Origin of the sequence: Campylobacter sp. CN_NE2 (assembly GCF_027797465.1) — a bacterium.
Lineage (GTDB): Bacteria > Campylobacterota > Campylobacteria > Campylobacterales > Campylobacteraceae > Campylobacter_B.
Window position 1 is genome coordinate 273,368 of sequence record NZ_CP115608.1, and the last position, 25,504, is coordinate 298,871.

Consider the following 25,504-nt stretch of genomic DNA (forward strand, 5'->3'; position numbering starts at 1 on the left):
TCGTCCGAATTTGCCGATTTAAATCAATTTAATCAATATTGAGTTAAAATTACGCAAAAATTCATTAAAAAGGATTAAAAATGAGTTCGAATTTAAGCGGAATAGTTTATATAAACGGCAAATTTTGCGACGCAAAAGAAGCTACAATAAGCCCGTTTGATCGTGGTTTTATATTTGGCGACGGAATTTACGAAGTCGTTCCTGTGGTAAATGGCAAGCTCGTCGATAGAGCCGATTTTTGGGAGAGATTCGAGCGAAGCTTGGCTGCAATAGAGCTAAAACTTCCGATGAGTAAAGAAAAATACGAAGAAGTTTTTTACGAAGTCATCAAACGAAACGGTATCGTTGAGGGCGGAATTTACACACAAGTTACGCGTGGTGTGGCTATGAGAGATTTTGATTTTCCTGTGGGTTTGGAAGAGACTTGCTTTGTTTTTGCATATCCAAAAGAGATTTTTAATAACCCTGACGCGACAAAGGGTATCGAAATCGTAAGTTTGCCTGAAATTCGCTGGAAAAGACGCGATATAAAATCAGTTTCGCTTTTAGCGCAGTGCATAAGCAAACACGAAGCGCACAAAATGGGAGCTGACGAGTGCTTTTTGGTTGAAGACGGCTTTGTAACCGAGTGTAGCAGCTCATCTGCTTTTATCATCAAAAACGGCGAACTTATCACAAAACCGCTATCAAACGAGATACTTCCCGGAATTCGCAGAAAGGTTATTTTAGGTTTTGCTGGCGAAGCAGGGCTAAAAGTGGTCGAGCGAAAATTTAGTATGGAAGAGGTTTATGATGCTGATGAAGCTTTTATCAGTGCGGCGACTTTAATGCTACTTCCTGTCATAAAGGCTGACGGTAAGCCAATCGGCGGCGGAAAAGTAGGAAAATTCGTGCCGATTTTAAGGCAAATGTATGCAAACAGGCTTAAAAAAGAAGCGGGAATTTTGTAAATTTTATACTAAACAAAATTGGTAGCTTTATCGCAAAAAATAGTAAAAAATCACGGCAAATTTAAAGAGAAAGGTCTTTAAATTTGCCGTTTTTTAAATAGAAAATTATATCGTTAAATTATTTAAGAATTCTCTTTAAAAATGGCATTAAAATTAATTTAAGAAAAATGCTGAAATTTATAAAAAAAATGTTTATTTTTTTAAATTTTAAAAACTTAATATTGTTTAAGAATTTATAAAATTACCAAATTTAGGACTATAATGAAAAATCAGTTTTCTATTTTATCTGAAATTTAAATATAGCTTAACCAAATTTGGCAAATTTGTTAAATTCCAAAAAGTGTTACTTTTTGTAACACTTAAAATTAAAAAAATCATTTTTTCTTAAAAAAAATTAAAAAAATTTTTTCAATTTTAAAACTTTGTTTTTAAGCTTGAAAGTTTAAGAAAGTTCTATTTTAATATAAAATTCAGCTAAAAAGCGAAATTTATGGCAAAAAAATGTAAAAATTTATACTAAATTCAGAATATTTTCAGTATTAAACTTAAAAAATAAAAAAACAAAAAAAATTTAAGTTTAAATTTATGTTTTTAGATTGCCATATTTAGCGAAAAAAAATCATATAATTTCATTAGAAAGATGAAAATCTTAAATCTTTAATGTCAGGAGGAAAACATGGCAACAAGAAAAGAACACGATTTTATCGGCGAATTAGAAATCGACGATAGCTTGTATTATGGTGTGCAAACTTTTAGGGCGGTTGAAAATTTTAATATCAGCCACGAAAAACTAAAAGATTTTCCGGGTTTTGTAAAAGCCCTAGCGCAAGTTAAAAAAGCAGCAGCATTGGCAAACGGCGAATTGGGACTTTTGGATAAAGAAATTCAAGAAGCCATTTGTTGGGGTTGCGATCAAATCATTTCCGGTAAATTTATAGATCAATTTGTAGTAGATATGATTCAAGGTGGAGCTGGAACTAGCACGAATATGAACGCAAACGAAGTTATCGCAAATTTGGCACTTGAACACATGGGGCACAAAAAAGGCGAGTATAAATACTGCCATCCAAATGATCATGTAAATTTAGGACAAAGCACAAATGACGCTTATCCGACGGCGCTAAGAGTGGCTATTTATGAAAGACTTTGCGAGCTGACCGATGCTATGCGATTTTTGGTTGAGTGTTTTAATAAAAAAGCTCACGAATTTAGAAATATTATCAAAATGGGACGAACCGAAATGCAAGATGCCGTTCCTATGACTTTGGGGCAAGAATTTAAAACATACTCTGTAATGTTAAATGAAGACATCGAACGAGTTATGGAAGCAAGAAATTTGGTGCGAGAGATGAATTTGGGCGGAACTGCGATCGGAACAGGTATAAATTCGCACCCTGAATATCCAAAATTAGTCGAAGCAAAATTGCAAGAAGTTACAGGCAGACCTTTTGTAAAAGCAGGAAATTTAATCGAAGCCACACAAGATACCGGTGCGTATGTTCAAATTTCAGGCGTTTTAAAAAGAGTTGCTACAAAACTTGGCAAAATTTGTGCCGATTTAAGACTTCTTTCAAGCGGTCCAAGATGCGGATTTAATGAGATAAATTTACCAAAAATGCAACCGGGAAGCTCGATAATGCCGGGCAAAGTAAATCCTGTTATTCCAGAAGTCGTTAGTGAAGTTTGCTACGAAGTTATCGGAAACGATGTTACCATTTCACTAGCCGCAGAAGGCGGTCAATTACAACTAAACGCATTTGAGCCGATTATCGCTTATGATTTGTTTAACTCAATTGCTATGTTACGAAAAGCAATGCGAACAATGGGTGAAAAATGTATTCTTGGGATTACAGCAAATGTCGAAGTTTGCAAAAATTATGTTTATAACTCTATCGGAATCGTTACTGCATTTAACCCATATATCGGTTATGAAAATAGTGCTAGTATCGCAAAAGAAGCATTAAATACAGGAAAAAGTGTTTCAGAGATTGCTATTGAACGCGGACTTTTAACAAAAGAGCAAATCGAAGATATTTTGCGCCCTGATAATTTGTTAAATCCGCATATGACGGCAGAAGACAAAGATAAATTTAAAGGTAAAAAATAAAGTAATAAAATGGGGAAAGTAAAATTTCCCCTAAAAATATAAAAAAGGATAAAAGGATTTCAGATGGACATTATGTTGATTTTACAGTTAATCGTCCTGTTGGGTGCGATTTATTTAGGCGTTCGTCTAGGCGGTATGGGCGTAGGTTACGCAGGTGGTTTAGGTTTGATTATTTTAACCGTGCTTTTAGGCATGGAAACCAAAATGACTTATATACCACTAGATGTTATTTTGATCATAGCGTCAGTTATTTCTGCCATTACGGCAATGCAGGTTGCAGGGGGACTTGATTATCTCGTTTCCATTGCGGAGAAAATTTTGCGAAATAATCCAAAATATATAAACTATTTAGCTCCTGTTGTTACATATTTGCTAACTATTTTTGCAGGTACAGGACATACTGCATTTTCTATGATTCCTGTTATCACAGAAGTTGCAAAAGAGCAAAACATTAAACCTTCTGCTCCGCTTGCGCTTTCTGTTGTTTCAAGTCAAGTAGCTATCACTGCTTCTCCTATTTCAGCTGCATTTGTTGCTATGACAGGTGTTTGTGAGCCTTTGGGTGTTAGTTATCCAAAATTATTACTAATTTGTATCTCTACTACATTTGTAGCTATGATAATCACAGCTTTTATAGTAAATAAACTTTATGATCTTGATCTTTCAAAAGATCCTATCTACCAAGAAAGATTGGCAAAAGGTCTTGTTAAAGCAAACAAAGGTATGCAAGAAAAAGAGATTAAACCTTACGCAAAAAGATCGGTTGCTATTTTTGCAATCGGCGTTTTGGTTGTAGTTTTCTATGCTTTGGCTATTTCAGGAAGTGTCGGACTTATAAAAGAACCGCCATTGACAAGAGACTTGGGAATTATTTCTTGTATGCTAACAGTCGGTTTTGCTATTGTTGTATTGTGTAAAGCAGATACAAGCAAACTTCTAAGCACAAGCACTTTCCAAAGCGGTATGCAGGCTGTTATCTGCGTTGTTGGTATTGCTTGGTTGGGAACGACATTTGTAAATGGACACCTTGACGGAATCAAAGAGGTGGCAAAAGATATAGTTATTCAATATCCGTTTATTCTTGCTGTTGCACTATATTTCCTAAGTTGTTTGTTATATTCACAAGCTGCTACAACAAAGGTTATGATGCCGGCAATCGCTGCTGCTCTTGGTATGACAAGTCCGGAAAATGCAGGACAAGTTTGGATTTTGGTTGCTTCATTTGCTGCTGTTTCAGGCTTATTTGTGCTTCCTACATATCCGACTACGCTAGGAGCTATCGCTATGGACGATACAGGTACTACAAGAGTAGGAAAATATATTTTCAACCACTCTTTCTTTATCCCTGGAACTATAATGGTAGCCATTTCTGTTGCGCTAGGTTTCATTGTAGCACCTGCGCTAATATAAACCCAAATTTGCAAGGAAATTAATTTTTCCTTGCAAATTGTAAATTTTGTTCTTTAAATTTAGTGAAAAAATTGTAAAATTGTTTAGTCCATTTAACTTAAAGGAGCTAGTATGTCGGAAAATACTAAACAAGAAGTCGTAAAAAAAGGCGGAATTTTATCTTTTTATTTCAATTCTAGTTTGCTGTGGCGTATTATGATTGCCCTTGTTTTAGGCTCGGCACTTGGTATGCTCATACCTAAAACCGACGGACTTATTAACTTTTTAACTCCATTTGGTGATTTGTTTGTGCGAATGCTTAAAATGATTATGGTGCCGATTATAGTATGTTCGCTTATCGTCGGTACAAGTAGCATTTCTCCTGCGAATTTAGGACGCGTGGGTATAAAAGCGATTATTTTTTATGCAATTACTACGCTATTTGCTATTGTTATCGGATTGGCTTGTGCTTTTGTTTTTAGTCCGGGAAGCGGTTTAGATCTAAGCGATGCGTCAAAAGCTGTCGAAAAGGCAGCAAATGCACCAAAACTATCGCAAATTTTGCTAAATATCATACCTACAAACCCTTTTGAATCTATCGCAAAAGGCGATATTTTGCCGATTATTGCATTTTGTTTATTTTTTGGTATAGGTCTTGCGTTTTGTCGCGATAGCGATGATGAACGCATAAAAAATTCAGCAAATACCGTTTTTAACTTTTTCGACGGTATGAGCGAAATCATGTTTAAAGTTATTCGTTGGGTTATGCAATATGCTCCTATCGGTGTTTTTGCACTAATGTTTGTTGTTTTTAACAAAGCAGGAGCGGCTGCGTTTGGCTCATTGGCTACTACTACGATTGCGCTGTATGTGGGTTTAGCGCTTCAAGTTTTTGTGGTTTATTGCGGAATTTGTTTGCTTTTAGGATTAAGTCCTGTAAAATTCCTTAAAAAAGTGCGAGAGCCGATGGTTACTGCATTTGTAACTAGAAGTTCAAACGGAACTTTGCCGATTACTATGAAAACAGCAGACCAAGAAATGGGAATTCCAAAAGGAATTTACGGCTTTGTTTTGCCTGTTGGTGCAACCGTAAATATGAACGGCACAACCGTATATCTTGGTGTCTGCACGCTTTTTATCGCCAATGCTTGTGGTATAGATCTAGATAGCAGTGCTTATTTTACTATCATTCTAACTTCTATGTTAGCTGCTATCGGCACGGCTGGGGTTCCGGGAGCCGGAGCATTAATGCTTCTTTTGGTTTTAGAATCAATAGGTGTTCAAGTTAGCGGAAATGTCGCTATCGCTTATGGTATGATTTTAGGAATTGACGCTATTTTGGATATGGGTAGAACTTCTATGAATGTAACAGGTGATGTCGTAGCTTCGCTATATGTGGCAAAAACAGAAAACGAATTAGACATGGAAAAATGGAAAGATTGACAAGGAAATTTTAATGAAAAGAGTTGGTATTATCGGTGGCATGGGGCCTTTGGCAACAGCTGATTTATATATGAAAATCATAAGCCAAACTCCTGCAAAGTGCGATCAAGAGCATATTCCGCTCTTGATCGATAGCTATCCGCAAATCGAAGATCGCACCGCATTTATTTTAGGTAAAGGAGAAAATCCTTTGCCTAGACTTGTTGAGAGTGCAAATCGTTTAAAAAACGCAGGTTGTGAAGCTGTTTGTATGCCGTGCAATACGGCACATTTTTTTGCCGAAGATGTTAAAAAACAAACAGGAGTAAAAATTTTACATATCGCAGAAATTACAGTTGAAGCGATATTGCGTGATTTTAGCGATGCGAAAAATATCGCTATTTTAGCGACAGACGGCACGATAAAGGCAAAAATTTATGAAAATCCGCTAAAAAATGCGAATTTAAATCCTATTTTGCCAAATTTAAAAATGCAAAATTTGCTCATGGATTGCATTTATAAAGGTGTAAAAGCCGGAAAAACTGCCGAATTTGTGAGTAAATTTGAAGAAATTTTGCAAAACACACAAGCAGATGCTTATATAGCAGGTTGCACTGAAATTCCAATCTTTTTACCGCTTATAAAATCAAACAAAGTTTTTATTGATCCTACACTAGAACTTGCAAAAGCGGTTGTTAAATTTGCAAAATCCTAAAAATTTTTATTTGCAAGTGTTAAATTCGACACTTGCAAACTTTTTTATTCCCCTAAAATCGTCATTGCGCTTATACGAGAAAGCAAAAGTCTATCTTTGGCTATGTCAGGGCGATTTTTGCCGATTTCAAGCGTGGTAAGGGCTGTTTTGCCGATGACTGCTCTATCGTCATTTATGGTTCTTAGCCCCCAAATGCTGTGTAAAACCGCTACTTCGCCGTTAATTTCGCCGACATAAAGCATGATATGTCCGCTTAAATAAAGTATGGTGCGATACGCAATGCCATGCGTTTTGATAAATTCTAGCTTTTCTGCGTTGTTAAATTCGCTAAGTTCGTATTTTAAACCTGCGTTACTTTGGGCTTTTGAGTTTCTAGGAAGCCAAATTCCAAAATTCGCTAAAAAATCCTTTGTCATCAAAGAACAATCTCGCAAAAACGAAGTTCCGCCCCAGCCGTAACTTTGCGAGATAAGCGAATTTGTCAAAATTTGCAAATTTTCATTATTTAACTTGGCAGGAAATTTTGAAGCGTCGTTAGAATTTACAAAATATTTTTTATAGCCCATTTTGCTTAAAAATTTACCGCTAAATTTGGCGTTATTTTGGCTTTCATAAGGCAAAATCGTCCCGCTTCTAGCCAAAAAAATTGTGGCATTATTTTCATCATAAATTTGCGCATTATCTTTTAAAATAGTCAAAAAATTTGAATTTTTATAAATCTCAGCCGAATTTTCATCTAAAATTTTCAAATTTGAGCTTTGTATCCAGCCCCAAACCGTGTCATTTTGCACAAAAGCCCACTCGCCGTCCTTGCTAAAATGCGACACTAAAAGCGGATAAGCTACGCTAAGAGCCGAAACCGAAGCATAATCAAACGGATAACCTTCGCCTGCTTTTTTAGGATTTCCGTAAATCGGAGCGTTGGTTGGGAGATTGCGAAGCAAAGCGTTATTTGTCGTAATCGCAGGAAGCCAAATTTTGCCAAATTCGCTTTCATTTGCGTTAAATTTGATAGAATTTAAAAACGCTTCGTCGTAGTTTGTGCCGTGCGAATCAAATCTCGCATAAGCCTTATCTGCGTATTTTAGCCCCCAAAGTGCTTCGATTTTTAGCTTTGTAAAGGCAAGTTTATTTGTCGGTTTTTCCAAATTCCAAACGGCAAAATATTTTTCTAAAAATTTCTTGGTATCTGCGTTAAATTCGCTTTTTATTTTTGGTAAAATCGTTGCGTTTTGTTCGAATTCGAGCCTTAAAAACGGCTCGATTGGTTCGCTAAATTTGCTCGAACATGCCGTAAAAAATAGCACAAAAAACAAAAATATCAAATATTTGATTAAATTTAATCTCAAATTTTATCCCTTTTAAAAAATTTTGGCTATAATTGTGCCAAAAATAGGATAATACTTGTTAAATTTCGTTCTTGAAAAGTTAGAAAAATCAAATCTTTTTATTACAGGTGGTGGTGGTGTCGGGAAAAGTTATATCACAAAAGATATAATCAACGCTTACAAAGGCGCAAAAAAGTCGGTTGTCGTGCTTGGAAGCACCGGCATAAGCGCAGTTGAAATCGGTGGCGTAACGCTTCATAGTTTTTTTAAACTTGGAATTTGCAAAAACGCAGACGAGTTAAAACAGCTGGATAAAAAACAAAAAGATAAAATTTCAGAGCTTAAAAAAATCCTAAAAACCGCAAAACTCATAGTAATCGATGAAATTTCGATGATAAGTGCCGAAGTTTTTGATCTTGTTTATTATCGTTTAATAAATAGCGAATTTAGCGGAAAAGTGCTTGTCGTGGGGGATTTTTATCAGCTTCCCCCGGTGCAAAAAAAAGATGAAACGCAAAAACCACAAAACTCACTATTTTCGGGCTTTTATGCGTTTTCGTCTTACGGCTGGGCGCAGTTAAATTTCGCTTATATCGAAATGATAGGCTCAAAGCGAACGCAAGATGAAAATTTATACAAAATGCTTTCAAATTTGCGTGTTGGCGTGGTAAATGATGAAATGATTGATTTTTTAAAATCTCATTTGATAGATTTTAGCGGGGCAAAATCAAGTTCGACGATGATTTTTGGGCGAAATATGGAAGCTGACGAGCTTAACGCACTTCGCTTAAATGCGATAAATTCGCCGTTGGTGGTAGCAGATGGATACTATGAAATTTATGATTTTGCGCTAAATGATGAAAAAATCGCAAAATGGATAAAAAGTCTAAGCGTAAGTGAAAATTTGCGTCTAAAAGTCGGTGCAAAGGTTATTTTTACGACAAATCGCTGGGGAGAATTTTATAACGGCGAACAAGGAATTATCGAAGAATTCAAAGAAAAAGACGGAAAACTTGGTAGTATCGTCGTAGCAAAACTTGACGGAAAAATTGTCGAAGTGGAACGCCAAAGCTATGATTTGAGCGAATTTATGCGAATAGACAATGAGATAAAAGAGATTGTTTTAGCAAGTTATTATCAATTTCCCATAAAATTAGCCTACGCAATCACAATCCACAAATCGCAAGGTATGAGTATAAGAAATTTGGTTTGCGATATAAATAATATTTTTGCAAACGGACAGCTTTATGTGGCACTTTCTCGCGCAGTAAGCGGAGAAAATTTAGGCATTATTTATTCACGCAGAGAAAATTTAGAAAATTATATTCGTCGTATCGTTAAAATCGATGATGAGATAAGAAATTTTTACCAAAATGAGCCATTTATTTATATCGAAAATCAAAAAATAGAGTAAATTTGGCTAAATTTTGTGCAAAAATCAAATATTTTTAAATTTTGTTTTACTATAATTACAAAAATATTAAATTTTTAAAGGATTTTGTATGCTAAAAGATGAAGTTTCAGATATTGAAATTTGGAACCGATTGTCTCGAAATTACGGCTTTGCGATTAGGAATTCGGGACGGGGTTGTGGTGTTTTGTTTGGATTTTTAGCTGTTATTTATATCGTTTTTGCTCTTACTGCACTAAATTTATTTAACAACGCCGCACAAAGCGGAAATATGATAAAATCCTTAACTCACGGTTATATTTTGTTATTTTTGCTACTTTCATTTTTAGGAATCGTTTTTTCTTTGCTTTGGATTAAAGCGAGCAAGGCTGCTAAAAATAGAATTAAAGCGGCAAAAATTCAGCTTATGCTTTACGAGATTGATAAATTTTGTGATTTAGAGTATATAAATAACGATTCGTATGTCGATTATTTGGTTGAATTTATGGGAGAAAATGACGCTATAAACAAATTAGCGCAAATTTGCGAATTTGCAGAAGAGATTAAAGGTTATAAAAATCGAAAAATCACAAAAGCCGAGCAAAAAAAGATAGAAGAAAATTATTTTAAATTTTTAGGCGATAAGGCTACTTTGGCAAATCCTGCGCTTTTAGAAGGCGATTGCAAATTTGAACCAAGTTGCGCAAATATTTCGATAGGCTATGCGAATTTGATATTTTTTATAGTTTGTTTTGTGGGTTGTTTGGCGGTATTTGCTCCGCTTTGTAAGATGATTATGGGGCATTTTTAGTAATTTGTTTTATCTTGTCGGATCAATATGTGCCGAATTTGTGAATTTTTCGCAAATTCGGCTTTTTGTTTATTGTAATGTGCTGTTTTTGAATTTACGCAGAATTTAGGAATTTATGGATATTTTAACTATTACTGATTATATCGGTATCGCTTCTGCTGCGCTAAGCGGATTTTTATTTGGCGTGAGAAAAAGCTGTGATTGGCTTGGGCTTTTTATCGCAGCATTTTTGACCGCACTTGGCGGCGGCATAATACGAGATGTCCTTGTGGGACGAGAAATTTACTCATTTTCAAACTATTTGCCCGTTATCATCGTTATTTTTATGATGATTTTGGCAGTTGTGCTAAATTTACATAAAAAACAGGATATTGAAGATAAATTCTTTTTTATTTTTACCGATGCTATCGGCATTGTAAGCTTTTCGCTGGTTGGCACAATGGTAACGATAAATCATGATTACAATGTCTTTGGCGTAGTATTAATCGCCTTTGCAAACGGCGTGGGCGGTGGAATCTTACGCGATGTTTTGTTAAACGAAGTTCCGTGGCTACTTCGCACGGGGCTTTACGGCACCATTAGTATGGGCGTAGGATTAGCCTATTTTTGCCTATATAAACTTGGTTTTGCAAATGTTTTTAGCGTTATTGCGTTACTTATTTTGGGCGTTACGATTAGAGTGTTTGCATATTACAGATCTTGGAATTTACCGAAAGTGGGGTATGAAAAATGAATTTTTTAATGGATAATTACGGCAGAGTTGATGTGAGTTTCGTCAAGGGAAGCGGGGCGATTTTGCTTGATGATAAACGCAAAAAATATATCGATTTTGGTTCAGGAATCGGCGTTTGCTCTCTTGGTCATGCAAATAAAAAACTTGCAAAAGTCATTTCAAAACAAGCTAGAACTTTGCTTCACACTTCAAATATCTATAAAATCGCACCACAAGAGGGGCTTGCTAAAAAAATGAGTGAATTTTTAGGTTTTGAAACTTATGCGTTTTTTTGCAACTCAGGTGCCGAAGCCAACGAAGCAGCAATCAAAATGGCGCGAAAATACGGCGCAACCAAATTTGAAAAGAAAAAATATGAAATTTTAACTTTGAAAAATTCATTTCACGGGCGCACGATGGCTACTTTGTGCGCCACAGGACAGGATAAATTTCACCCCGAAATTTTTGCCCCTTATATTGACGGATTTAAATTTTTTGACGGAATCGATGAAATCATCGAAAATATCGGCGAAAACACGGTTGCCGTGATGATAGAACTAGTTCAAGGCGAAGGCGGAATAATGCCTTTGGATAAAGAAAAAGTGCAAAAATTAGCAAAGATTTTGCAAGAGAAAAAACTGCTTTTAATCACCGATGAAGTTCAGTGTGGCGTATTTCGCACGGGTGAGTTTGTAACTAGCAAAATTTATGGCATAAAACCGGATATTATCACATTTGCAAAAGGTTTAGCAGGTGGCGTTCCGATAGGTGCGACACTGGCCAAAGAAAATATTTTCTCTCCCGGCGAACACGGAAGCACATTTGGCGGGAATTTTTTAGCCACCACGACTGCACTTGCTACGCTAAATGAGCTTGGAAAGCTCAAAGTTACGGGCAAACTCGACGGCACTATTAAAATTTTTAGAAAAAAATTAGATAAAATCGTCAGCGACAACCCTGAAATTTTTGAAAAAAGGGTTGGTCTTGGGCTTATGCAAGGGCTAGTTTTAAAAGATGAAAAAAATCTTGGCATTATCTTTGATAAAGCCCTAAAAAACGGACTTTTGGTGCTAAAATCCGGCAAAAATACTTTGCGATTTTTGCCGCCGCTAAATATCACAAAAGCCGAAATCAAAGAAGGTTTTGAGCGTTTAAAGGCTGTGCTTAAAGAAATTTAATCAAATTTAAAAGGGCGAAAATGAAAGTGTTTATCGATTGTGGTTGTTTGATGTTACAAAAATCACTAGAAATGTTTTTGAGCGAATTTATCGCTAGTTACGATGAATGCGATATGGTAATCAGCGACGAAGAAAAAGATACACCAAAACCGCTTTTTTTAGTCGGCGATGAAAACGGTGATTTAAAAATGCCTTTTAACAAAGATATTTTGGTAGAAAAACTGCTTGAATACGATAGAATTATCAAATTCAATGCAAATTTAAGCCAAAATGAAGAGTTTCAAAAGTTGCAAACGGCGTCAAATTTGCAAAATTCATCAAATTTGACAGATTTATCAAATTCACAAAATTCGCTAGAAGATAGAATTTCTGATTTAATTGATAATTTTAAAGATGAGCTAATAAAAATCATCAAAGAGAGCAAAAATTAATGCCAAAGCCCATTTTCACGGCTATTTCAAGCGGAATTTACAAAGGCAAAAAGCTTAATCTGCCAAGCCTAGCGACAACTAGAAGCACAAAAAGCATAGTCAAAGGAAGTGTTTTTGATAGCCTACGCACGGAGTTATATGGGAAAATTTTTATCGAGTGCTTTGGCGGGAGCGGCGTTATGGCGCTTGAAGCCCTAAGTAACGGCGCAAAAAGCGTTTATGCAGTTGAACTTGATAAAAAAGCTTACGAAATCACAAAATCAAATTTTGCTTCTTTGGGTGTAGCGGAATTTGCCCTGCACGGCGATTGCTTTGCAAAAGTTCCGCAAATTTTGGCAAATTTGGGTGGAAATTCTGGCACTATTTTATATATCGATCCGCCGTTTGAAATTCGCGACGGATTTGAGTTGATTTATCAAAAAGTTATCAAATTTATCGAAGAAATTTCTAAATTTGAGTTTGTTTATTTAATCTGCCTAGAACACCAAAGTAGCGTTAAATTTGATGAAAATATCTGCGAATTTTGCCTTAAAAAATCACGCAAATTTGGTGCTACGACAATCAGTTTTTTTGTGAGAAAAAATGGATAAATTTACAAATTTAAAAGAGCTTTTGGATTTTCATGCGAATTTAAAAAATTGTGACGAAAATTTATTTGCAAAAGCCGATCCCTTGCAAGTCGCAAAGCTCCATAATGACGATATTATCGCACTTATTTGTGCGCTTTTTGCTTACGGAAATGCAAATTTAATTTTAAAATTTTTAAATTCGCTTGATTTTTCGCTTTTAAATGCCAGTGAAAGCACGATAAAAAAAGAGTTAAAAAGCCATAAATATCGCTTTCAAAATTCGCAAGATGTGGCTGAAATTTTTATCACTTTAAGGCGTTTAAAAAATGAAATTTCTATCCAAGAGTGCGTTTTAAAAGGACTTTCGCAAAAAGGCGAGATAATAGATGGCATAAATTTGCTAATTTCGCAAATTTACAAGCTAAATTCATATAAAAGCTTTGGCTATGAGTTTTTTTTCGGTCGAAATTTTACAGATAAGCCCGTCTCGCCGTATAAACGATACAATCTTTTTTTGCGTTGGGCAGTGCGAAAAAGCGACATTGATTTGGGTTTTTATGAAAAAATTAGTCAGGGAGATTTGCTTATTCCCCTTGATGTGCATACACACCGAGTTTCGCTAAATTTGGGGCTAATAGAGCGAAAAAGTTATGATTTTGAAGCGGTAAATTTGCTAACAAAAGCTTTGCGTAAATTTGATAAAAACGATCCTATAAAATATGATTTTGCGCTTTATCGTTTGGGTCAAAGTGGCGAATTTAAGGATATAAAAGTGTAAAATTTGCAAATTTAGTTGCAAATTTTTATTTAAATTTGAAAGAGAAAAAAATGGAATTTGAAATTTGGCATTTTGTGGTTGCCTTTTTGGCTGCGTTTTTTGCGGGCTTTGTTGATGCGATTGCAGGCGGTGGCGGTATGATAGCACTTCCTGCACTCCTTGCTATCGGTGTTCCGCCACATGCCGCACTAGCCACAAATAAATTTCAAGGCACTTTTGGTAGTTTTACGGCTGCTGCGAATTTCGCATTTAAAGGCTATGTGGATTTTAAAGAGATCGCTCTTGGCATTGTTTTTACGCTACTTGGAGCGATTTTAGGCACATTTGTTGTGCTTTTGATAGATTCAAAATTTTTAAATTACATAATCCCGTTTTTGCTTTTAGCACTTTTGGTTTATATGATTTTTTCGCCGAATTTAGGCGAAGAAGAGCGAAACGCAAAGATGAACGCCAGAGCTTTTTATATCATTTTTGGCTTTTTACTCGGGTTTTATGACGGCTTTTTTGGTCCAGGAGCAGGGTCGTTTTGGACACTTGCGCTTGTGGGGGTTTTGGGGCTTTATATGAAAAAAGCAGTCGCTCACACAAAAGTTTTAAATTTCACTTCAAACATTGTCTCTTTGATAGTTTTTATCATCGGCGGTCAAATTTTGTGGTTGCTTGGTGGCGTCATGGCAGTAGGGCAGGTGCTTGGCGGATACTTTGGCTCAAATATGGTTATGAAAAAAGATGTCAAATTTGTGCGAAAAATTCTATTTTTCGTTGTCGCTGTTACGATTTTAAAAATTTTGTATGGGTTGTTTAAATAAATGTAGAGTTTATTATATATGAGCTTCGTTTTTTTCGTTTTGGTATCTTGCAATACATTAAATTAAGCTTGTGCTATGTAGTTCTTTTTTTGTCTCTTTTTTCTGTTTATCATTAAAAATTTTAGGCTCATAGCTCAAAATTTGACATGAAAAGCGCTACAATCACCATTGTAATCTATATTTGTAAAGGGTCGTCCAAACGAGAGCAAAAAATCTTAAAAAATGCAAATTTTGTGATGGCAAAAACATAGCTAAAAACGATCTAACGAATAATAAAAAACAACTCTATAAATGCAAAGATTGCTTAAAAAGATTTATTATCAAACAAGACAAAGCAAAGAGATTATATTACGATTATTTGGATTTAAAAATCTCTCGTCTATCGGTTATTTATGGGCTTTCTGATAACAAGACAGAAATTTATATCTTAGTATTTTTTTATTAAAAATAATAAAAATTGATAAAATTCATGTCAAATTTTGAGCTATGAGCCACATTTGCTAATAAAAGTTATCGCATAAATTTTTTTAATCTCGTTTTTGTATATGCGTATCTACAAGCCAAACTATAAAAAGCACTATCGATATTATAATCGGAATAAAATATAAAAATATGGCACTATCTTGCATTTTAAATTTCGCCTTTTATCTTTTTTAACCACTCATCTAGCGTTTTTTCAAAACCAATCCCCTTGCTTTCGTAGAATTTAACAGGTTTAGAAAGATATTTTTGTTCCACCCAGCCGCCAAAATCGTGCGGATAAAGATAGTCTTTGATTTTGGTATCTGAATTTATCAAATATCTTGGTATTTCAAGTTTTGGCTCGTTTTTAACGAATTCTAATGCCGAATTTATGGCATTATATGATGAATTTGACTTAGGCGAGTGTGCTAAATATACGGCGCATTGCGCTAAAATAATCCTAGCTTCGGGCAGTCCTATTTTGCTAACTGCCAAAAGCGTATTGACTGCGACATTTAGGGCATTTGGGTTGGCATTTCCTATGTCTTCACTAGCTAGTATAACCATGCGTCTTGCGATAAAATCGGCACTTTCTCCTGCGTCAATAAGTCTAGCGATATAATAAATCGCCGCGTCGCTGTCGCTTCCACGAAGCGATTTTATCATCGCACTAGCTAAGGCGTAGTGCGTATCATCCGAGCTAACGCCTTCATTTACGGCATTTGCTCGAAGTGTTTTAAGCGTTTCAAGGCTGATATTTTTATCAACCAAAAGTGCAAATTCGAGCAAATTCAGCATACTTCGCGCGTCCCCGCCGCTACTATGGATCAAATATTTTTTTGCTTCGTCAGAAATTTCAAAATTTAGCTCATTTTTTGCCCGTTCTAGCAAATTTTCTAAATCGCCAAATTCAAGCGGTTTAAACTCAAAAAGCAAACAGCGAGAACGAATTCCGCTACTTAGCACAAACTGTGGATTTTCTGTTGTTGCACCGATGATAACGGCACGATAATTTTCCATTGGGATTAGTAAAACTTCTTGTTGCGTTTTGCTTAGGCGATGAATTTCGTCGATAAACATAAGCGGTTTGTAAAGTGAATTTTCGTATCTTGCTAAGATTTTGCGAATTTCTTCTACTTTTAAGCTCGTCGCATCTAGCTCGTAAAAATCGTAATTTAGCTCGTCTGCTACCACTTTTGCAAGGGTGGTTTTACCGCTTCCTGAATTGCCAAAAAATATGCTATGCGGAATTGTTTTGTTTTCTATAAATTTGGCAAAAACTTCGATAATATGCCTTTGCCCGAGTATTTGACTAAGCTTTTTTGGACGAAATTTAAGCGCTAAATTCATAAAAATCCCTAAATTTAAAGCAAATTTGCAAATTTATTCGCGAATTTGCCCGTTTCCTTTGATGATATATTTGTAAGTTGTTAGCTCATTTAGCCCCATTGGACCGCGTGCGTGGAGTTTATTTGTGCTGATTCCTACTTCTGCGCCAAAGCCAAACTCAAATCCGTCGCTAAAACGGGTCGAAGCATTTACATACAAACACGCACTTTCTAGCGAATTTACGAAATTTTCGATGTTTGCTTCATTATTACTTAAAATCGCATCGCTGTGAAGTGAGCCAAATTTTTTGATATGGGACACGGCTTCATCGCAGTTTTTAACAACTTTCAAATTTACTTCAAGTGCCAAATATTCGGTTTCATAGTCTGCATCATCGGCAAATTCGCAGTCGATATATTTTGCTGATTTTTCTCCGCCATGAATTTTAACACCAAGAGCGTCAAATTCGGCTTTTAACATCGGCAAAAATTCACTAGCGACATTTTTATGCACCAAAATCGTTTCGACTGCATTACAAGCACTTGGTTTTTGCACCTTTGCGTTTATGCAAATTTTAAGGGCATTTTGTAAATTTGCACTCTCATCGACAAAAATATGGCAAACGCCTTTATCATGTTTTATAACTGGTATTGTTGAGTTTTGCGTTACAAAATTTATCAGTCCGCTTCCACCGCGTGGCACGATAACATCGATAAATTTATCCATTTTTATTAATTTTTCGGTATCGCTTCTATCGACACTATCGATAAATGTAATACAGCTTTCATCAATGCCGTTTTCTTTAAGTGCCTTGTGAAGTGCTTTGACGATAGCTTTGTTTGAATTTATGGCTTCTTTTCCGCCTTTTAGCACACAGGCATTTCCGCTTTTAAAGCAAAGTGAAGCCACTTCGCTTGTAACATTTGGGCGAGATTCGTATATCACGCAGACTACGCCGATTGGGATCGCTACTTTTTGAAATTGAAGCCCACAATAGTTTTTCCAGCCATCTATCACGCGACCTACCGGATCTTTTAACGAAGCAGTATCGTTTAAAGATACAATAATCGAATTTATGGCTTTTTCATCTAGTTTAAGTCTTGCTATCATCGCAGGAGATAAGTTATTTGTAGCGTTTTTAATATCTTTTTCATTGGCTTTTAAAATTTCATCTTTTGCGTTTGAAATTTGGATTGCCATGTCTTTGATAACTTTTTCTTTGATTTTAGGGGTTAAATTTGCTATTAAGGACTGCGAATTTTTTGCTTTCGATAAAATTTCTAACATTATTTACCCCTTTTTTATAAAATGTTTTGCAAAATAGTATTATAATTTGTTTTAAAATTTAATTTAAAGGAAAAAGTATGAGTCATATATATGATATAGCAGTCATTGGTGGCGGTCCGTGCGGGTTAGCGGCGATTGTAGAAGCTAAAACAAACGGCGTGGAAAAGGTTTTATTGCTTGAAAAAGGCGATAATCACTCTCAAACTATTAGACAATTTTACAAAGACAACAAACGCGTTGATAAAGAGTATAAAGGTATGGAGAGCGAAACAAAAGGAAATGTCGAATTTGAAGCAGGAACAAAAGAGAGCGTTTTAAATTATTTCGATAAACTCTTAGATAACGAAGCAATCGATACTAGCTTTAAAAGCGAAGTTGAAAAAGTCGAAAAAACGGGCGATTTTTTTACGATTTCGACAAGTAACGGCGAATTTAAGGCTAAAAATGTCGTTGTGGCAATCGGTAAAATGGGAAAACCAAACAAACCTGATTATAAAATTCCACCTTCGATCACACAAAGAGTAAATTTTAACCTTGATAAATGCACGGCTCACGAAAAAGTTCTCATCGTGGGCGGCGGAAATTCGGCAGCCGAATACGCACTTTCTATTGTAAATACAAATATCGTTACGCTTTGTTATAGAAAAGATAAATTTACAAGATTAAACGATATTAACGAAAGTGCGCTTATGCATGAAGTTCGTTATGGCGGCGTTATACTTCGTATGGGCGTTGATATTACGGCACTTGAAAATGAAAACGGACTTGTGCTAGTAAAGCTAAATAACGGCGATGAATTTGTTTATGATAGAGTTATTTACGCTATCGGCGGAACTACGCCGACGGATTTTTTGAAAAAGTGCGGTATCGAGCTAGATGAAAACGGCGTTCCGATAGTAGATGAGCATTGTCAAACCACGCAAAATGGGCTTTATGTTGGCGGGGATTTGGTTACTAGAAACGGCGGTTCTATCGTGGGGGCTATAAACCACGCTCACACGATAGTAGAACACATCATAAAACGATGAAAATTTACCAGCTAAAAGACGGCTATCGCTATAATAGCGATAGCGTTTTTTTGTATAATTTTATAAAAGAATTTGGCGTTTTTGGCGAAGTTTTAGATGTGGGCGCAGGTAGTGGCGTGGTGGGTTTTTTGCTAAAAAGAGATTTTAAAAATATAAATTTGACCTGCCTTGAAATTCAAAAGCAAAATTTAGAAATTTTAGAGAAAAATTCACGCCAAAACGGGATTGATTGTGATATAATTTGTGCCGATTTTGGCGAATTTAAAAGCGAAAAAAGATTTGATTTTATCATTTCAAATCCGCCGTTTTATAACGGAAATATAAAACAGAGCGAAAACGAGCATAAAAAAATCAGCCGTTATGCTTCGAATTTAAGCCTTGAAAATTTGATAAAAACGGCAAATTCGCATTTAAAGCCACAAGGTTGTTTTATTTTTTGCTATGATGCAAAGCAAATAGCCGAAATTTGCGTTATTTTAAAGAGTTTTAAGTTAAATTTGATAAATTTACAATTTATTTTTCCAAACGAAAGCAAAAATGCAAATTTAGCGATATTTGCGGCGAAAAAAAGTTCTAAATCGTTTTGCAAAATTTCGCAACCGATTTTTGTAAATTCAGGTGAATTTTATACGCAAAAAGCAGAAGAAATTTTTAAAAAAACGGAGCTTGAAAGCGTTGATTTGTAGCGGATTTGATTTTAGTTTTGATGAGAGTAAATGCGCTAGTTGTGGCGGAAAATGTTGCGTAGGTGAGAGCGGATACATTTGGATTAACGAGCAAGAAATTGCAAATTTGAGCGAATTTTTTGGATTTTCAAAAGAAAAATTTAAAGAGATTTTTCTTTTTAAAGTCGGCACAAAATTTAGCATAAAAGAAAAGCCTTATGAAAATGGCTTTGCGTGTCTGTTTTTTGACGAAAAAAACAAAAATTGTGGCGTTTATGAATTTCGCCCGAGCCAGTGCCGAAGTTTCCCGTTTTGGGAGCATTTTAAAGATAATTTTGATGAATTGGAGCAAGAATGTATCGCAGTAAAACGCTTATAATAATTTTATTTTTGTCCTTTATTTCGCTTTTTGCGGACGATAAAGCCATAACAACAGGGGATCTTAAAAAAGCCCAAAACGCACAAAAACAAGCAGAGATAAATTTTGATATTTTAAGTGCGCTTGAACTTCAAGATAAAAATCCAAAGGCCGCACTTGAACTTTATAAACAAATTTACAAAAAAACAGATTCGGAAGTTTATCTAAAAGAAGCCATTAAAATCGCATTTTTTATAAAAGATGAAAAGAATTTATCCGAGCTTTTGGGTATCGGGGAAAAAAGATTGGCTGATGATAGCGATTTTTTGCGTATAAAAATCGCAAATTTGATTTCAAAAGGAAAATTTGAGGAAAGTTCAGGTGCTGCAAAAAAGCTTTTAGGGGTTGAAAAAACGGCAAAAAACTACTCTGTTTTAGGCAGTATTTTATACGGCTTGGGGGATTATGAAAATTCATTGAAAAATTTTGAAAGTGCCTATGAAATCGAAAAAAGCGAAGAAAATTTAATCCGTATCGTCGATATTTTGGTAAATAGACTAAACGAAAAATCAAAAGCAATCTCGTTTTTGGAAACACACAGGCGAATTTATGGTTGCGGAAATTTAGCATGTGCGGCACTAGCCGATATTTATAGGATAGAAAAAAGATACGATGATGTCATCAAAATCGATGAAGCGCAGTATCTCGATACTAACGACACGGCGCATTTAGATGATATAGTTTCGATTCATTATCATTTTAAAGATTACGATAAAATCATAGAAATTTTAAAAAAATATCCGTATAACAAAGAGCTTTTAATCGATGCTTACGGCAAAAAAGGCGATTATAGCCTAGCGATGAAAACAGCAAGAGATGAGTTTAAAAATAGTGGAAATTACGATTTTTTAGCTATTGAAGCGATTTATGAATATGAATCTATGGAAAAAAATATAAACAAAAACACTCTTAATAGCGTTGTTGAAAAATTCGAAAACATCGCACCACAACTAAAAAATCCTATTTACTTGAATTATTACGGATATATTTTAATTGATCATGATTTGGATATAAAAAAGGGTATGGAATTTGTCGAAAAAGCTCTTGAAATCGAGCCAAATTCGGCTTATTATATTGATTCTTTGGCGTGGGGATATTTCAAACTTGGAAATTGCAAAAAGGCAAAGAGCGAAATGGATAAAATCACAGATAAAGAATTTTTCAAATCAGACGAAGGAAAAGAGCATATAGATGCCATAAATGGGTGTTTGCAAAAGGCAGGAAAATGATTTTAGATAAAATTATAGAGCAAACAAAAATTGATTTAGAAATCAAAAAAGCCAAATTTAGCTTTGATGATTTGGGAAAAAGTTTAGCTTATAATCCATATATGCCACGCCCTGTAAAACCGGCTCTTAAAAGCTCAGCAGATGAGCCTTTACGCATAATTTCTGAAATCAAAAAAGCAAGTCCTAGCAAGGGGCTTATTAGGGCTGATTTCGAACCAACCCAAATCGCCGTGGCGTATGAAAATGCAGGAACTAATGCTTTTTCTATTTTGACCGAACCGCACTGGTTCAAGGGCGATTTGGAATTTATTCCACAAGTTAGAAGATATACAAAAACGCCTATTTTACGCAAAGATTTTATCATCGATGAGTATCAAATCCTTGAAGCTCTTGTTTATGGGGCGGATTTTATTTTGCTTATCGCAAAAGCCCTAAGCAGGGCAGATTTGAAGCGACTTTATGAATTTAGTTTGCATGTTGGGCTTGATGTTTTAGTTGAAATCCACGATAAAGAAGATTTAACAAAGGCGATTTTCGCAGGAGCTGAGATTATCGGTATAAATCACCGAAATTTGCAGACTTTTGAGGTTGATTTGAGCTTATCGGCAAATTTAATTCCGCTTATACCAAATGGCAAGATTATTGTCGCTGAAAGTGGTTTAAGTAGCCACGAACAGCTACTAGAACTTAATAAAATCGGCGTTGATGCGTTTTTAATCGGCGAACATTTTATGAGGCAAACCAATGTCGGCGAAGCTTTGAAAAATATTAAATTTGGTAAAAATTCATAAAATAATGCGTAAAATTTTATGAATTTACTTAGAAAGGGTTTAAAAAATGGATTATATTTGTGCGCCGTGGCGAAGTGATTATTTTACCGAAAAACGCAGCGGTTGCCCGTTTTGCGATGTGGCAAAGGACGCTAAATTTGACGAGCAAAACGGCGTGATTTTCCGCGGACAACACTGCTTTGGCGTTATGAATTTATATCCTTATACGCCGGGAGCTTTTATGGTAATTCCCTACGAGCATACCGATAAAATCGAAGCTCTAAGCGAAGAAGCATGGCAAGAAATGAGCCGTTTTGTCCGTCTTGGCGTAAAAGTTTTAAAAACAGCAGTAAATGCTCAGGGCGTAAATATCGGTATGAATTTAGGAAGTGCAGCAGGGGCTGGGATAGCTGAACATGTGCATTATCATTTAGTTCCTAGATATAACGGCGATACGAATTTTATAACAACTATCGCAAATGTGCGAATTAACGGCGTCAGCTTTGCTCCGCTTTATGAAAAAATAAAAAAAGAATTTGAAAATTTGATAAAAAAATAAAGGATAAAAATGGCTAAAATGGTTAGTGTAGAACAAGCTATTGACGATATTAAAAATGGCAAGATGATTGTCATGGTCGATGATGTTGATCGCGAAAATGAGGGCGATATAATTTTTGCAGCAAATTTTACAACCCCCCAAAAGGTAAATTTTGCTATCACGCATGCTCGTGGCGTTGTTTGTGTGGCACTTGATGATGAGATTGCCAAAAGACTAAATTTAGGGCTTATGGTCGATAAAAATACATCTTCTCACGAGACGGCTTTTACCGTTACGATTGACGCAAAAGACGCAACTACGGGCGTAAGCGCCTATGAGCGAAATATGACGATAGATTTGATTGCGCGTCCAAACTCTACGCCAGAAGACTTTGTTCGCCCAGGTCATATAAATCCGCTGATAGCCAAAAAAGGCGGAGTGCTGGTTCGCACGGGGCATACTGAGGGTTCTGTGGATCTTTGCAAACTAGCCGGAATTTCACCAAGCGCGGTGATTTGCGAGATTGTAAATGAAGACGGCACGATGGCAAGACGCGATGATTTGGAAAAATTTTGCAAGACGCATGATATAAATATGATTTCAATCGCCCAAATCGTCGAATACCGATTAAAACACGAAACTTTGGTTAAATTTGGCGAATTTAGCGATGGTAAAATTTGCGGTAAAACATGCAAAATTTGCGATATAACAGACCACGACGGCAACACGCACAAAGCCTTTATTTTCGGTAAAATCGGCGAAATTTGCAATGTCAAATTTCATAAAATCGGTAGCGATTTAGAATTTATGCAAGATGAAAATTACGCTGATTTTATGGCGAATTTAGAGACTTTGGCGAGCAGTAGCGGTGTGCTTTTAGCCTTAAATTCGGCTTCTCATAAGGGCGATTTTAAAAGTTACGGCATAGGGGCGCAAATTTTAGCTCATCTTGGTATCAAAAAAATCAAAATCCTAAGCAAAAGCGAACAAAATAGTTTCGCAGGTCTTAGCGGTTTTGGGATAGATATAATTTAGTTAAATTTGGCGTATATTATTTTAAAATTTCTAAAATGATTTAATTTGATTATATAAATTTAAACATAATGTAAATTTTTTTTTACAATCATATCTAAATTTTAATATTTTAAACTTGATATAATTTATATCAAGTTTAATAAATTTATTAGCAATTTATAGTATAATCTGCTAAAAAATTTTAAATTTATTAATTTAATAAAAGAAACGGAGAATAAAATGGCAAAGAAAAAATTTAAAACCGAAGTAAATGATTTGTTGAATTTGATGATTCATTCGCTTTATTCAAACAAAGAGATTTTCCTTAGGGAGCTTATCTCAAATGCAAGCGATGCTCTTGATAAGCTAAATTATTTGTGTTTGACAGATGATGAATACAAAAAACTTACCTATACACCACGCATCGACATTAAACTTGATAAAACCGAAAAAACGCTAACTATCAGCGACACAGGTATCGGTATGGACGAAAAAGAATTAGAAAGCAATCTTGGCACAATCGCAAGAAGCGGAACAAAAGGCTTCATGGCAAATTTAAGCGGCGATGTCGCAAAAGATAGCAATCTAATCGGTCAGTTTGGCGTTGGTTTTTACTCGGCGTTTATGGTGGCTGATAAAATCGAAGTTATAAGCAAAAAAGCTTTAAGTGACGAAGCCTTTAAATGGAGTAGCGATACGAAAGATTACACAATCGAACCAGCCCAAAAGAGCGAATTTGGAACACAAATCACGCTTTATTTAAAAGATGACGAATTTTTAGATGAGTGGCGAATCGAAAGCATTATCAAAAAATATTCAAACCATATCCCGTATCCGATTTTTATGGATAAAAGCGAATATGTCGCCCCAAAAGATGAGCAAAGCGAAGGAACTTATGAAATCAAAAATGAGCAGATAAACAGAGCCAGTGCGCTTTGGCGACTGCCAAAATCTAGCCTAAAAAGCGAAGATTACAACGAATTTTATAAGCAAATCAGCCACGATAGCGCCGATCCGCTACTTCACATACATACAAAAGCAGAAGGCACACATGAATACACAACGCTTTTTTATCTACCTAGCAATCAGCCTTTTGATCTATTTCGCGTGGATTATCAAAGTGGCGTAAAACTCTATGTAAAGCGAGTTTTCATCACTGATGACGCAAAAGAACTGCTTCCTGTTTATCTTCGTTTTGTGCGTGGGATTATCGACATTGAGGACTTGCCGTTAAATGTCAGTAGAGAAATTTTGCAAGAAAATAAAATAATGAAAGCAGTCAGCGAAGCAAGTGTGAAAAAGATACTTTCTGAACTGGCAAAATTAAAAGAAAATGACAAAGAAAAATTTGAAAAATTCTATAATCTTTTTGGCAAAGTGCTAAAAGAAGGGCTTTACGGCTTTAATCCAAACCAACAAGAAATTCTAAATTTATGCCTTTTTAAATCAAATAAAAGAGACGGCTTAATCAGCCTAAATGAATACAAAGACGCTATGGGCGAAGAGCAAAAAGAGATTTATTATATCAGCGGAAATAATGCTCTTATGCTAAAATCATCGCCACTTTTGGAGAATTTTAACAAAAAAGGCATTGAAGTTTTGATTTGCGATGACGATATTGATCCGATCGTTATGCCAAGTGTGAGCAAATTTGGCGAAATCGCAATAAAAAGCGTAAAAGATGCCGAATTTGATGATAAAAATGAAGCAGAAATCAGCGTAGAAGCAAAAGAAATCGCAGCGAAAATGCAAGAAATTTTAGGCGAAAAAGTAAAATCAGTGCGTGTTTCAAATCGCTTAGAAAATTCGCTTTCTTGCCTTGTTTTTGACAAAAACGACCCTGATTTTGCGACACAACAAATTTTAAAACAAATGGGGCAAACGAATTTACCAGCCATAAAACCGATACTTGAAATAAATCCAAACCATGAAATCATCAAAAAACTAGTCCAAAATAAAGTGATGATAGGTGAAATTTCAGAGCTTATTTTGGATATGGCGATTTTAAGTGATGGACAAAATTTAGAAAATCCTGCCGAATTTATCGCAAATTTAAATAAATTTATCGCAAAAGCACTATAAATTCAGCAAATTTATCCCAAAATATCAAAGTATGCAATCAATTTGCATACTTTGATAACACTGAATTTTATATAATATTACTATTTTTAAGCA

Annotated in this window: 24 protein-coding genes and 1 pseudogene; 22 read left to right on the forward strand and 3 right to left on the reverse strand. The window is 35.4% G+C overall.

Features of this window, described 5'->3' with window-relative positions:
• The first annotated feature begins 80 nt into the window (after positions 1-80).
• The 5 genes from PF028_RS01410 (at position 81) to PF028_RS01430 (ending at position 6,583) form a co-directional block, all read left to right on the forward strand.
• On the forward strand, positions 81-950 hold the full coding sequence (locus tag PF028_RS01410) for an aminotransferase class IV (protein ID WP_270860886.1): 870 nt from the start codon (positions 81-83) through the stop codon (positions 948-950).
• A gap of 676 nt (positions 951-1,626) precedes the next feature.
• Positions 1,627-3,057, forward strand: coding sequence for an aspartate ammonia-lyase (gene aspA, locus PF028_RS01415; protein ID WP_270860887.1), 1,431 nt, complete (start codon positions 1,627-1,629; stop codon positions 3,055-3,057).
• 63 nt (positions 3,058-3,120) lie between these two features.
• Entirely contained in the window at positions 3,121-4,467 is a 1,347-nt protein-coding gene (locus tag PF028_RS01420) for an anaerobic C4-dicarboxylate transporter (RefSeq protein WP_270860888.1), read from the forward strand.
• A gap of 111 nt (positions 4,468-4,578) precedes the next feature.
• On the forward strand, positions 4,579-5,889 hold the full coding sequence (locus tag PF028_RS01425) for a dicarboxylate/amino acid:cation symporter (RefSeq protein ID WP_270860889.1): 1,311 nt from the start codon (positions 4,579-4,581) through the stop codon (positions 5,887-5,889).
• 13 nt (positions 5,890-5,902) lie between these two features.
• Positions 5,903-6,583 (forward strand): aspartate/glutamate racemase family protein, encoded by a 681-nt coding sequence (locus PF028_RS01430; protein WP_270860890.1) that lies wholly within the window; start codon positions 5,903-5,905, stop codon positions 6,581-6,583.
• A 44-nt stretch (positions 6,584-6,627) separates the two neighbouring features.
• On the opposite strand, the gene PF028_RS01435 is transcribed toward PF028_RS01430, so the two are convergent.
• A complete protein-coding gene (locus PF028_RS01435; RefSeq protein WP_270860891.1) occupies positions 6,628-7,932 on the reverse strand; it encodes an SH3 domain-containing C40 family peptidase in 1,305 nt (434 codons plus the stop codon).
• A gap of 55 nt (positions 7,933-7,987) precedes the next feature.
• Between PF028_RS01435 and PF028_RS01440 the strand changes: the two genes are divergently transcribed.
• From PF028_RS01440 to PF028_RS07755, 9 genes and pseudogenes are all read left to right on the forward strand, one after another.
• Positions 7,988-9,325: an ATP-dependent DNA helicase gene (locus tag PF028_RS01440; protein ID WP_270860892.1), complete on the forward strand. Its 1,338-nt coding sequence runs from the start codon at positions 7,988-7,990 to the stop codon at positions 9,323-9,325.
• 88 nt (positions 9,326-9,413) lie between these two features.
• Positions 9,414-10,112, forward strand: a complete 699-nt coding sequence (locus tag PF028_RS01445) for a hypothetical protein (RefSeq protein WP_270860893.1) — start codon at positions 9,414-9,416, stop codon at positions 10,110-10,112.
• A 115-nt stretch (positions 10,113-10,227) separates the two neighbouring features.
• Positions 10,228-10,845, forward strand: a complete 618-nt coding sequence (locus PF028_RS01450; protein WP_270860894.1) for a trimeric intracellular cation channel family protein — start codon at positions 10,228-10,230, stop codon at positions 10,843-10,845.
• Positions 10,842-12,002 carry an acetylornithine/succinylornithine family transaminase gene (locus tag PF028_RS01455; protein WP_270860895.1) on the forward strand — a complete coding sequence of 387 codons (1,161 nt, stop codon included), beginning with the start codon at positions 10,842-10,844 and terminating at the stop codon, positions 12,000-12,002. Before PF028_RS01450 ends, PF028_RS01455 begins: the two co-directional genes overlap by 4 nt.
• A gap of 20 nt (positions 12,003-12,022) precedes the next feature.
• Positions 12,023-12,433, forward strand: a complete 411-nt coding sequence (locus PF028_RS01460) for a hypothetical protein (protein ID WP_270860896.1) — start codon at positions 12,023-12,025, stop codon at positions 12,431-12,433.
• A complete protein-coding gene (locus PF028_RS01465) occupies positions 12,433-13,023 on the forward strand; it encodes an RsmD family RNA methyltransferase (RefSeq protein ID WP_270860897.1) in 591 nt (196 codons plus the stop codon). The genes PF028_RS01460 and PF028_RS01465 overlap by 1 nt, the downstream gene beginning before the upstream one ends.
• Positions 13,016-13,780: a TIGR02757 family protein gene (locus PF028_RS01470; RefSeq protein ID WP_270860898.1), complete on the forward strand. Its 765-nt coding sequence runs from the start codon at positions 13,016-13,018 to the stop codon at positions 13,778-13,780. The genes PF028_RS01465 and PF028_RS01470 overlap by 8 nt, the downstream gene beginning before the upstream one ends.
• A 50-nt stretch (positions 13,781-13,830) precedes the next feature.
• The gene (locus tag PF028_RS01475) at positions 13,831-14,589 is read left to right on the forward strand and encodes a TSUP family transporter (protein WP_270860899.1); all 759 of its coding nucleotides are present in this window, start codon (positions 13,831-13,833) and stop codon (positions 14,587-14,589) included.
• A gap of 232 nt (positions 14,590-14,821) precedes the next feature.
• Positions 14,822-15,034 (forward strand): annotated as a pseudogene (locus tag PF028_RS07755) (hypothetical protein); the annotation flags it as partial.
• Positions 15,035-15,219: 185 nt separating this feature from the next.
• Here PF028_RS07755 and PF028_RS01480 read toward each other — a convergent pair.
• Positions 15,220-16,401, reverse strand: a complete 1,182-nt coding sequence (locus PF028_RS01480) for a replication-associated recombination protein A (RefSeq protein WP_270860900.1) — start codon at positions 16,399-16,401, stop codon at positions 15,220-15,222.
• Positions 16,402-16,434: 33 nt separating this feature from the next.
• Positions 16,435-17,667, reverse strand: coding sequence for a glutamate-5-semialdehyde dehydrogenase (locus PF028_RS01485; RefSeq protein WP_270860901.1), 1,233 nt, complete (start codon positions 17,665-17,667; stop codon positions 16,435-16,437).
• A gap of 77 nt (positions 17,668-17,744) precedes the next feature.
• On the opposite strand from PF028_RS01485, the gene PF028_RS01490 reads away from it, so the two are divergent.
• The 8 genes from PF028_RS01490 to htpG all read left to right on the forward strand — a co-directional run bounded on the left by PF028_RS01490 (position 17,745) and on the right by htpG (position 25,411).
• Positions 17,745-18,695: an NAD(P)-binding domain-containing protein gene (locus tag PF028_RS01490; RefSeq protein WP_270860902.1), complete on the forward strand. Its 951-nt coding sequence runs from the start codon at positions 17,745-17,747 to the stop codon at positions 18,693-18,695.
• Positions 18,692-19,381: a tRNA1(Val) (adenine(37)-N6)-methyltransferase gene (locus PF028_RS01495; RefSeq protein WP_270860903.1), complete on the forward strand. Its 690-nt coding sequence runs from the start codon at positions 18,692-18,694 to the stop codon at positions 19,379-19,381. Before PF028_RS01490 ends, PF028_RS01495 begins: the two co-directional genes overlap by 4 nt.
• Positions 19,362-19,739 (forward strand): YkgJ family cysteine cluster protein, encoded by a 378-nt coding sequence (locus PF028_RS01500; RefSeq protein ID WP_443101174.1) that lies wholly within the window; start codon positions 19,362-19,364, stop codon positions 19,737-19,739. Before PF028_RS01495 ends, PF028_RS01500 begins: the two co-directional genes overlap by 20 nt.
• Positions 19,715-21,007, forward strand: a complete 1,293-nt coding sequence (locus tag PF028_RS01505) for a hypothetical protein (protein WP_270860904.1) — start codon at positions 19,715-19,717, stop codon at positions 21,005-21,007. Before PF028_RS01500 ends, PF028_RS01505 begins: the two co-directional genes overlap by 25 nt.
• Complete coding sequence (gene trpC / locus PF028_RS01510; protein WP_270860905.1) at positions 21,004-21,798, forward strand: indole-3-glycerol phosphate synthase TrpC; 795 nt, start codon at positions 21,004-21,006, stop codon at positions 21,796-21,798. The genes PF028_RS01505 and trpC overlap by 4 nt, the downstream gene beginning before the upstream one ends.
• Positions 21,799-21,844: 46 nt before the next feature.
• Positions 21,845-22,336 (forward strand): HIT family protein, encoded by a 492-nt coding sequence (locus PF028_RS01515; RefSeq protein WP_270860906.1) that lies wholly within the window; start codon positions 21,845-21,847, stop codon positions 22,334-22,336.
• A 9-nt stretch (positions 22,337-22,345) separates the two neighbouring features.
• Positions 22,346-23,350, forward strand: coding sequence for a bifunctional 3,4-dihydroxy-2-butanone 4-phosphate synthase/GTP cyclohydrolase II (locus tag PF028_RS01520; protein WP_270860907.1), 1,005 nt, complete (start codon positions 22,346-22,348; stop codon positions 23,348-23,350).
• A gap of 219 nt (positions 23,351-23,569) precedes the next feature.
• On the forward strand, positions 23,570-25,411 hold the full coding sequence (htpG, locus tag PF028_RS01525) for a molecular chaperone HtpG (RefSeq protein ID WP_270860908.1): 1,842 nt from the start codon (positions 23,570-23,572) through the stop codon (positions 25,409-25,411).
• The last annotated feature ends 93 nt before the right edge of the window (positions 25,412-25,504 follow it).

Excerpts from the sequence above, each read along its gene's own strand:
- PF028_RS01410 (WP_270860886.1), top strand. The coding sequence starts at position 81 with ATGAGTTCGAATTTAAGCGGAATAGTTTATATAAACGGCAAATTTTGC.
- aspA (WP_270860887.1), top strand. The coding sequence starts at position 1,627 with ATGGCAACAAGAAAAGAACACGATTTTATCGGCGAATTAGAAATCGAC.
- PF028_RS01420 (WP_270860888.1), top strand. The coding sequence starts at position 3,121 with ATGGACATTATGTTGATTTTACAGTTAATCGTCCTGTTGGGTGCGATT.
- PF028_RS01425 (WP_270860889.1), top strand. The coding sequence starts at position 4,579 with ATGTCGGAAAATACTAAACAAGAAGTCGTAAAAAAAGGCGGAATTTTA.
- PF028_RS01430 (WP_270860890.1), top strand. The coding sequence starts at position 5,903 with ATGAAAAGAGTTGGTATTATCGGTGGCATGGGGCCTTTGGCAACAGCT.
- PF028_RS01445 (WP_270860893.1), top strand. The coding sequence starts at position 9,414 with ATGCTAAAAGATGAAGTTTCAGATATTGAAATTTGGAACCGATTGTCT.
- PF028_RS01450 (WP_270860894.1), top strand. The coding sequence starts at position 10,228 with ATGGATATTTTAACTATTACTGATTATATCGGTATCGCTTCTGCTGCG.
- PF028_RS01455 (WP_270860895.1), top strand. The coding sequence starts at position 10,842 with ATGAATTTTTTAATGGATAATTACGGCAGAGTTGATGTGAGTTTCGTC.
- PF028_RS01460 (WP_270860896.1), top strand. The coding sequence starts at position 12,023 with ATGAAAGTGTTTATCGATTGTGGTTGTTTGATGTTACAAAAATCACTA.
- PF028_RS01465 (WP_270860897.1), top strand. The coding sequence starts at position 12,433 with ATGCCAAAGCCCATTTTCACGGCTATTTCAAGCGGAATTTACAAAGGC.
- PF028_RS01470 (WP_270860898.1), top strand. The coding sequence starts at position 13,016 with ATGGATAAATTTACAAATTTAAAAGAGCTTTTGGATTTTCATGCGAAT.
- PF028_RS01475 (WP_270860899.1), top strand. The coding sequence starts at position 13,831 with ATGGAATTTGAAATTTGGCATTTTGTGGTTGCCTTTTTGGCTGCGTTT.
- PF028_RS01480 (WP_270860900.1), bottom strand. The coding sequence starts at position 16,401 with ATGAATTTAGCGCTTAAATTTCGTCCAAAAAAGCTTAGTCAAATACTC.
- PF028_RS01485 (WP_270860901.1), bottom strand. The coding sequence starts at position 17,667 with ATGTTAGAAATTTTATCGAAAGCAAAAAATTCGCAGTCCTTAATAGCA.
- PF028_RS01490 (WP_270860902.1), top strand. The coding sequence starts at position 17,745 with ATGAGTCATATATATGATATAGCAGTCATTGGTGGCGGTCCGTGCGGG.
- PF028_RS01495 (WP_270860903.1), top strand. The coding sequence starts at position 18,692 with ATGAAAATTTACCAGCTAAAAGACGGCTATCGCTATAATAGCGATAGC.
- PF028_RS01505 (WP_270860904.1), top strand. The coding sequence starts at position 19,715 with ATGTATCGCAGTAAAACGCTTATAATAATTTTATTTTTGTCCTTTATT.
- trpC (WP_270860905.1), top strand. The coding sequence starts at position 21,004 with ATGATTTTAGATAAAATTATAGAGCAAACAAAAATTGATTTAGAAATC.
- PF028_RS01515 (WP_270860906.1), top strand. The coding sequence starts at position 21,845 with ATGGATTATATTTGTGCGCCGTGGCGAAGTGATTATTTTACCGAAAAA.
- PF028_RS01520 (WP_270860907.1), top strand. The coding sequence starts at position 22,346 with ATGGCTAAAATGGTTAGTGTAGAACAAGCTATTGACGATATTAAAAAT.
- htpG (WP_270860908.1), top strand. The coding sequence starts at position 23,570 with ATGGCAAAGAAAAAATTTAAAACCGAAGTAAATGATTTGTTGAATTTG.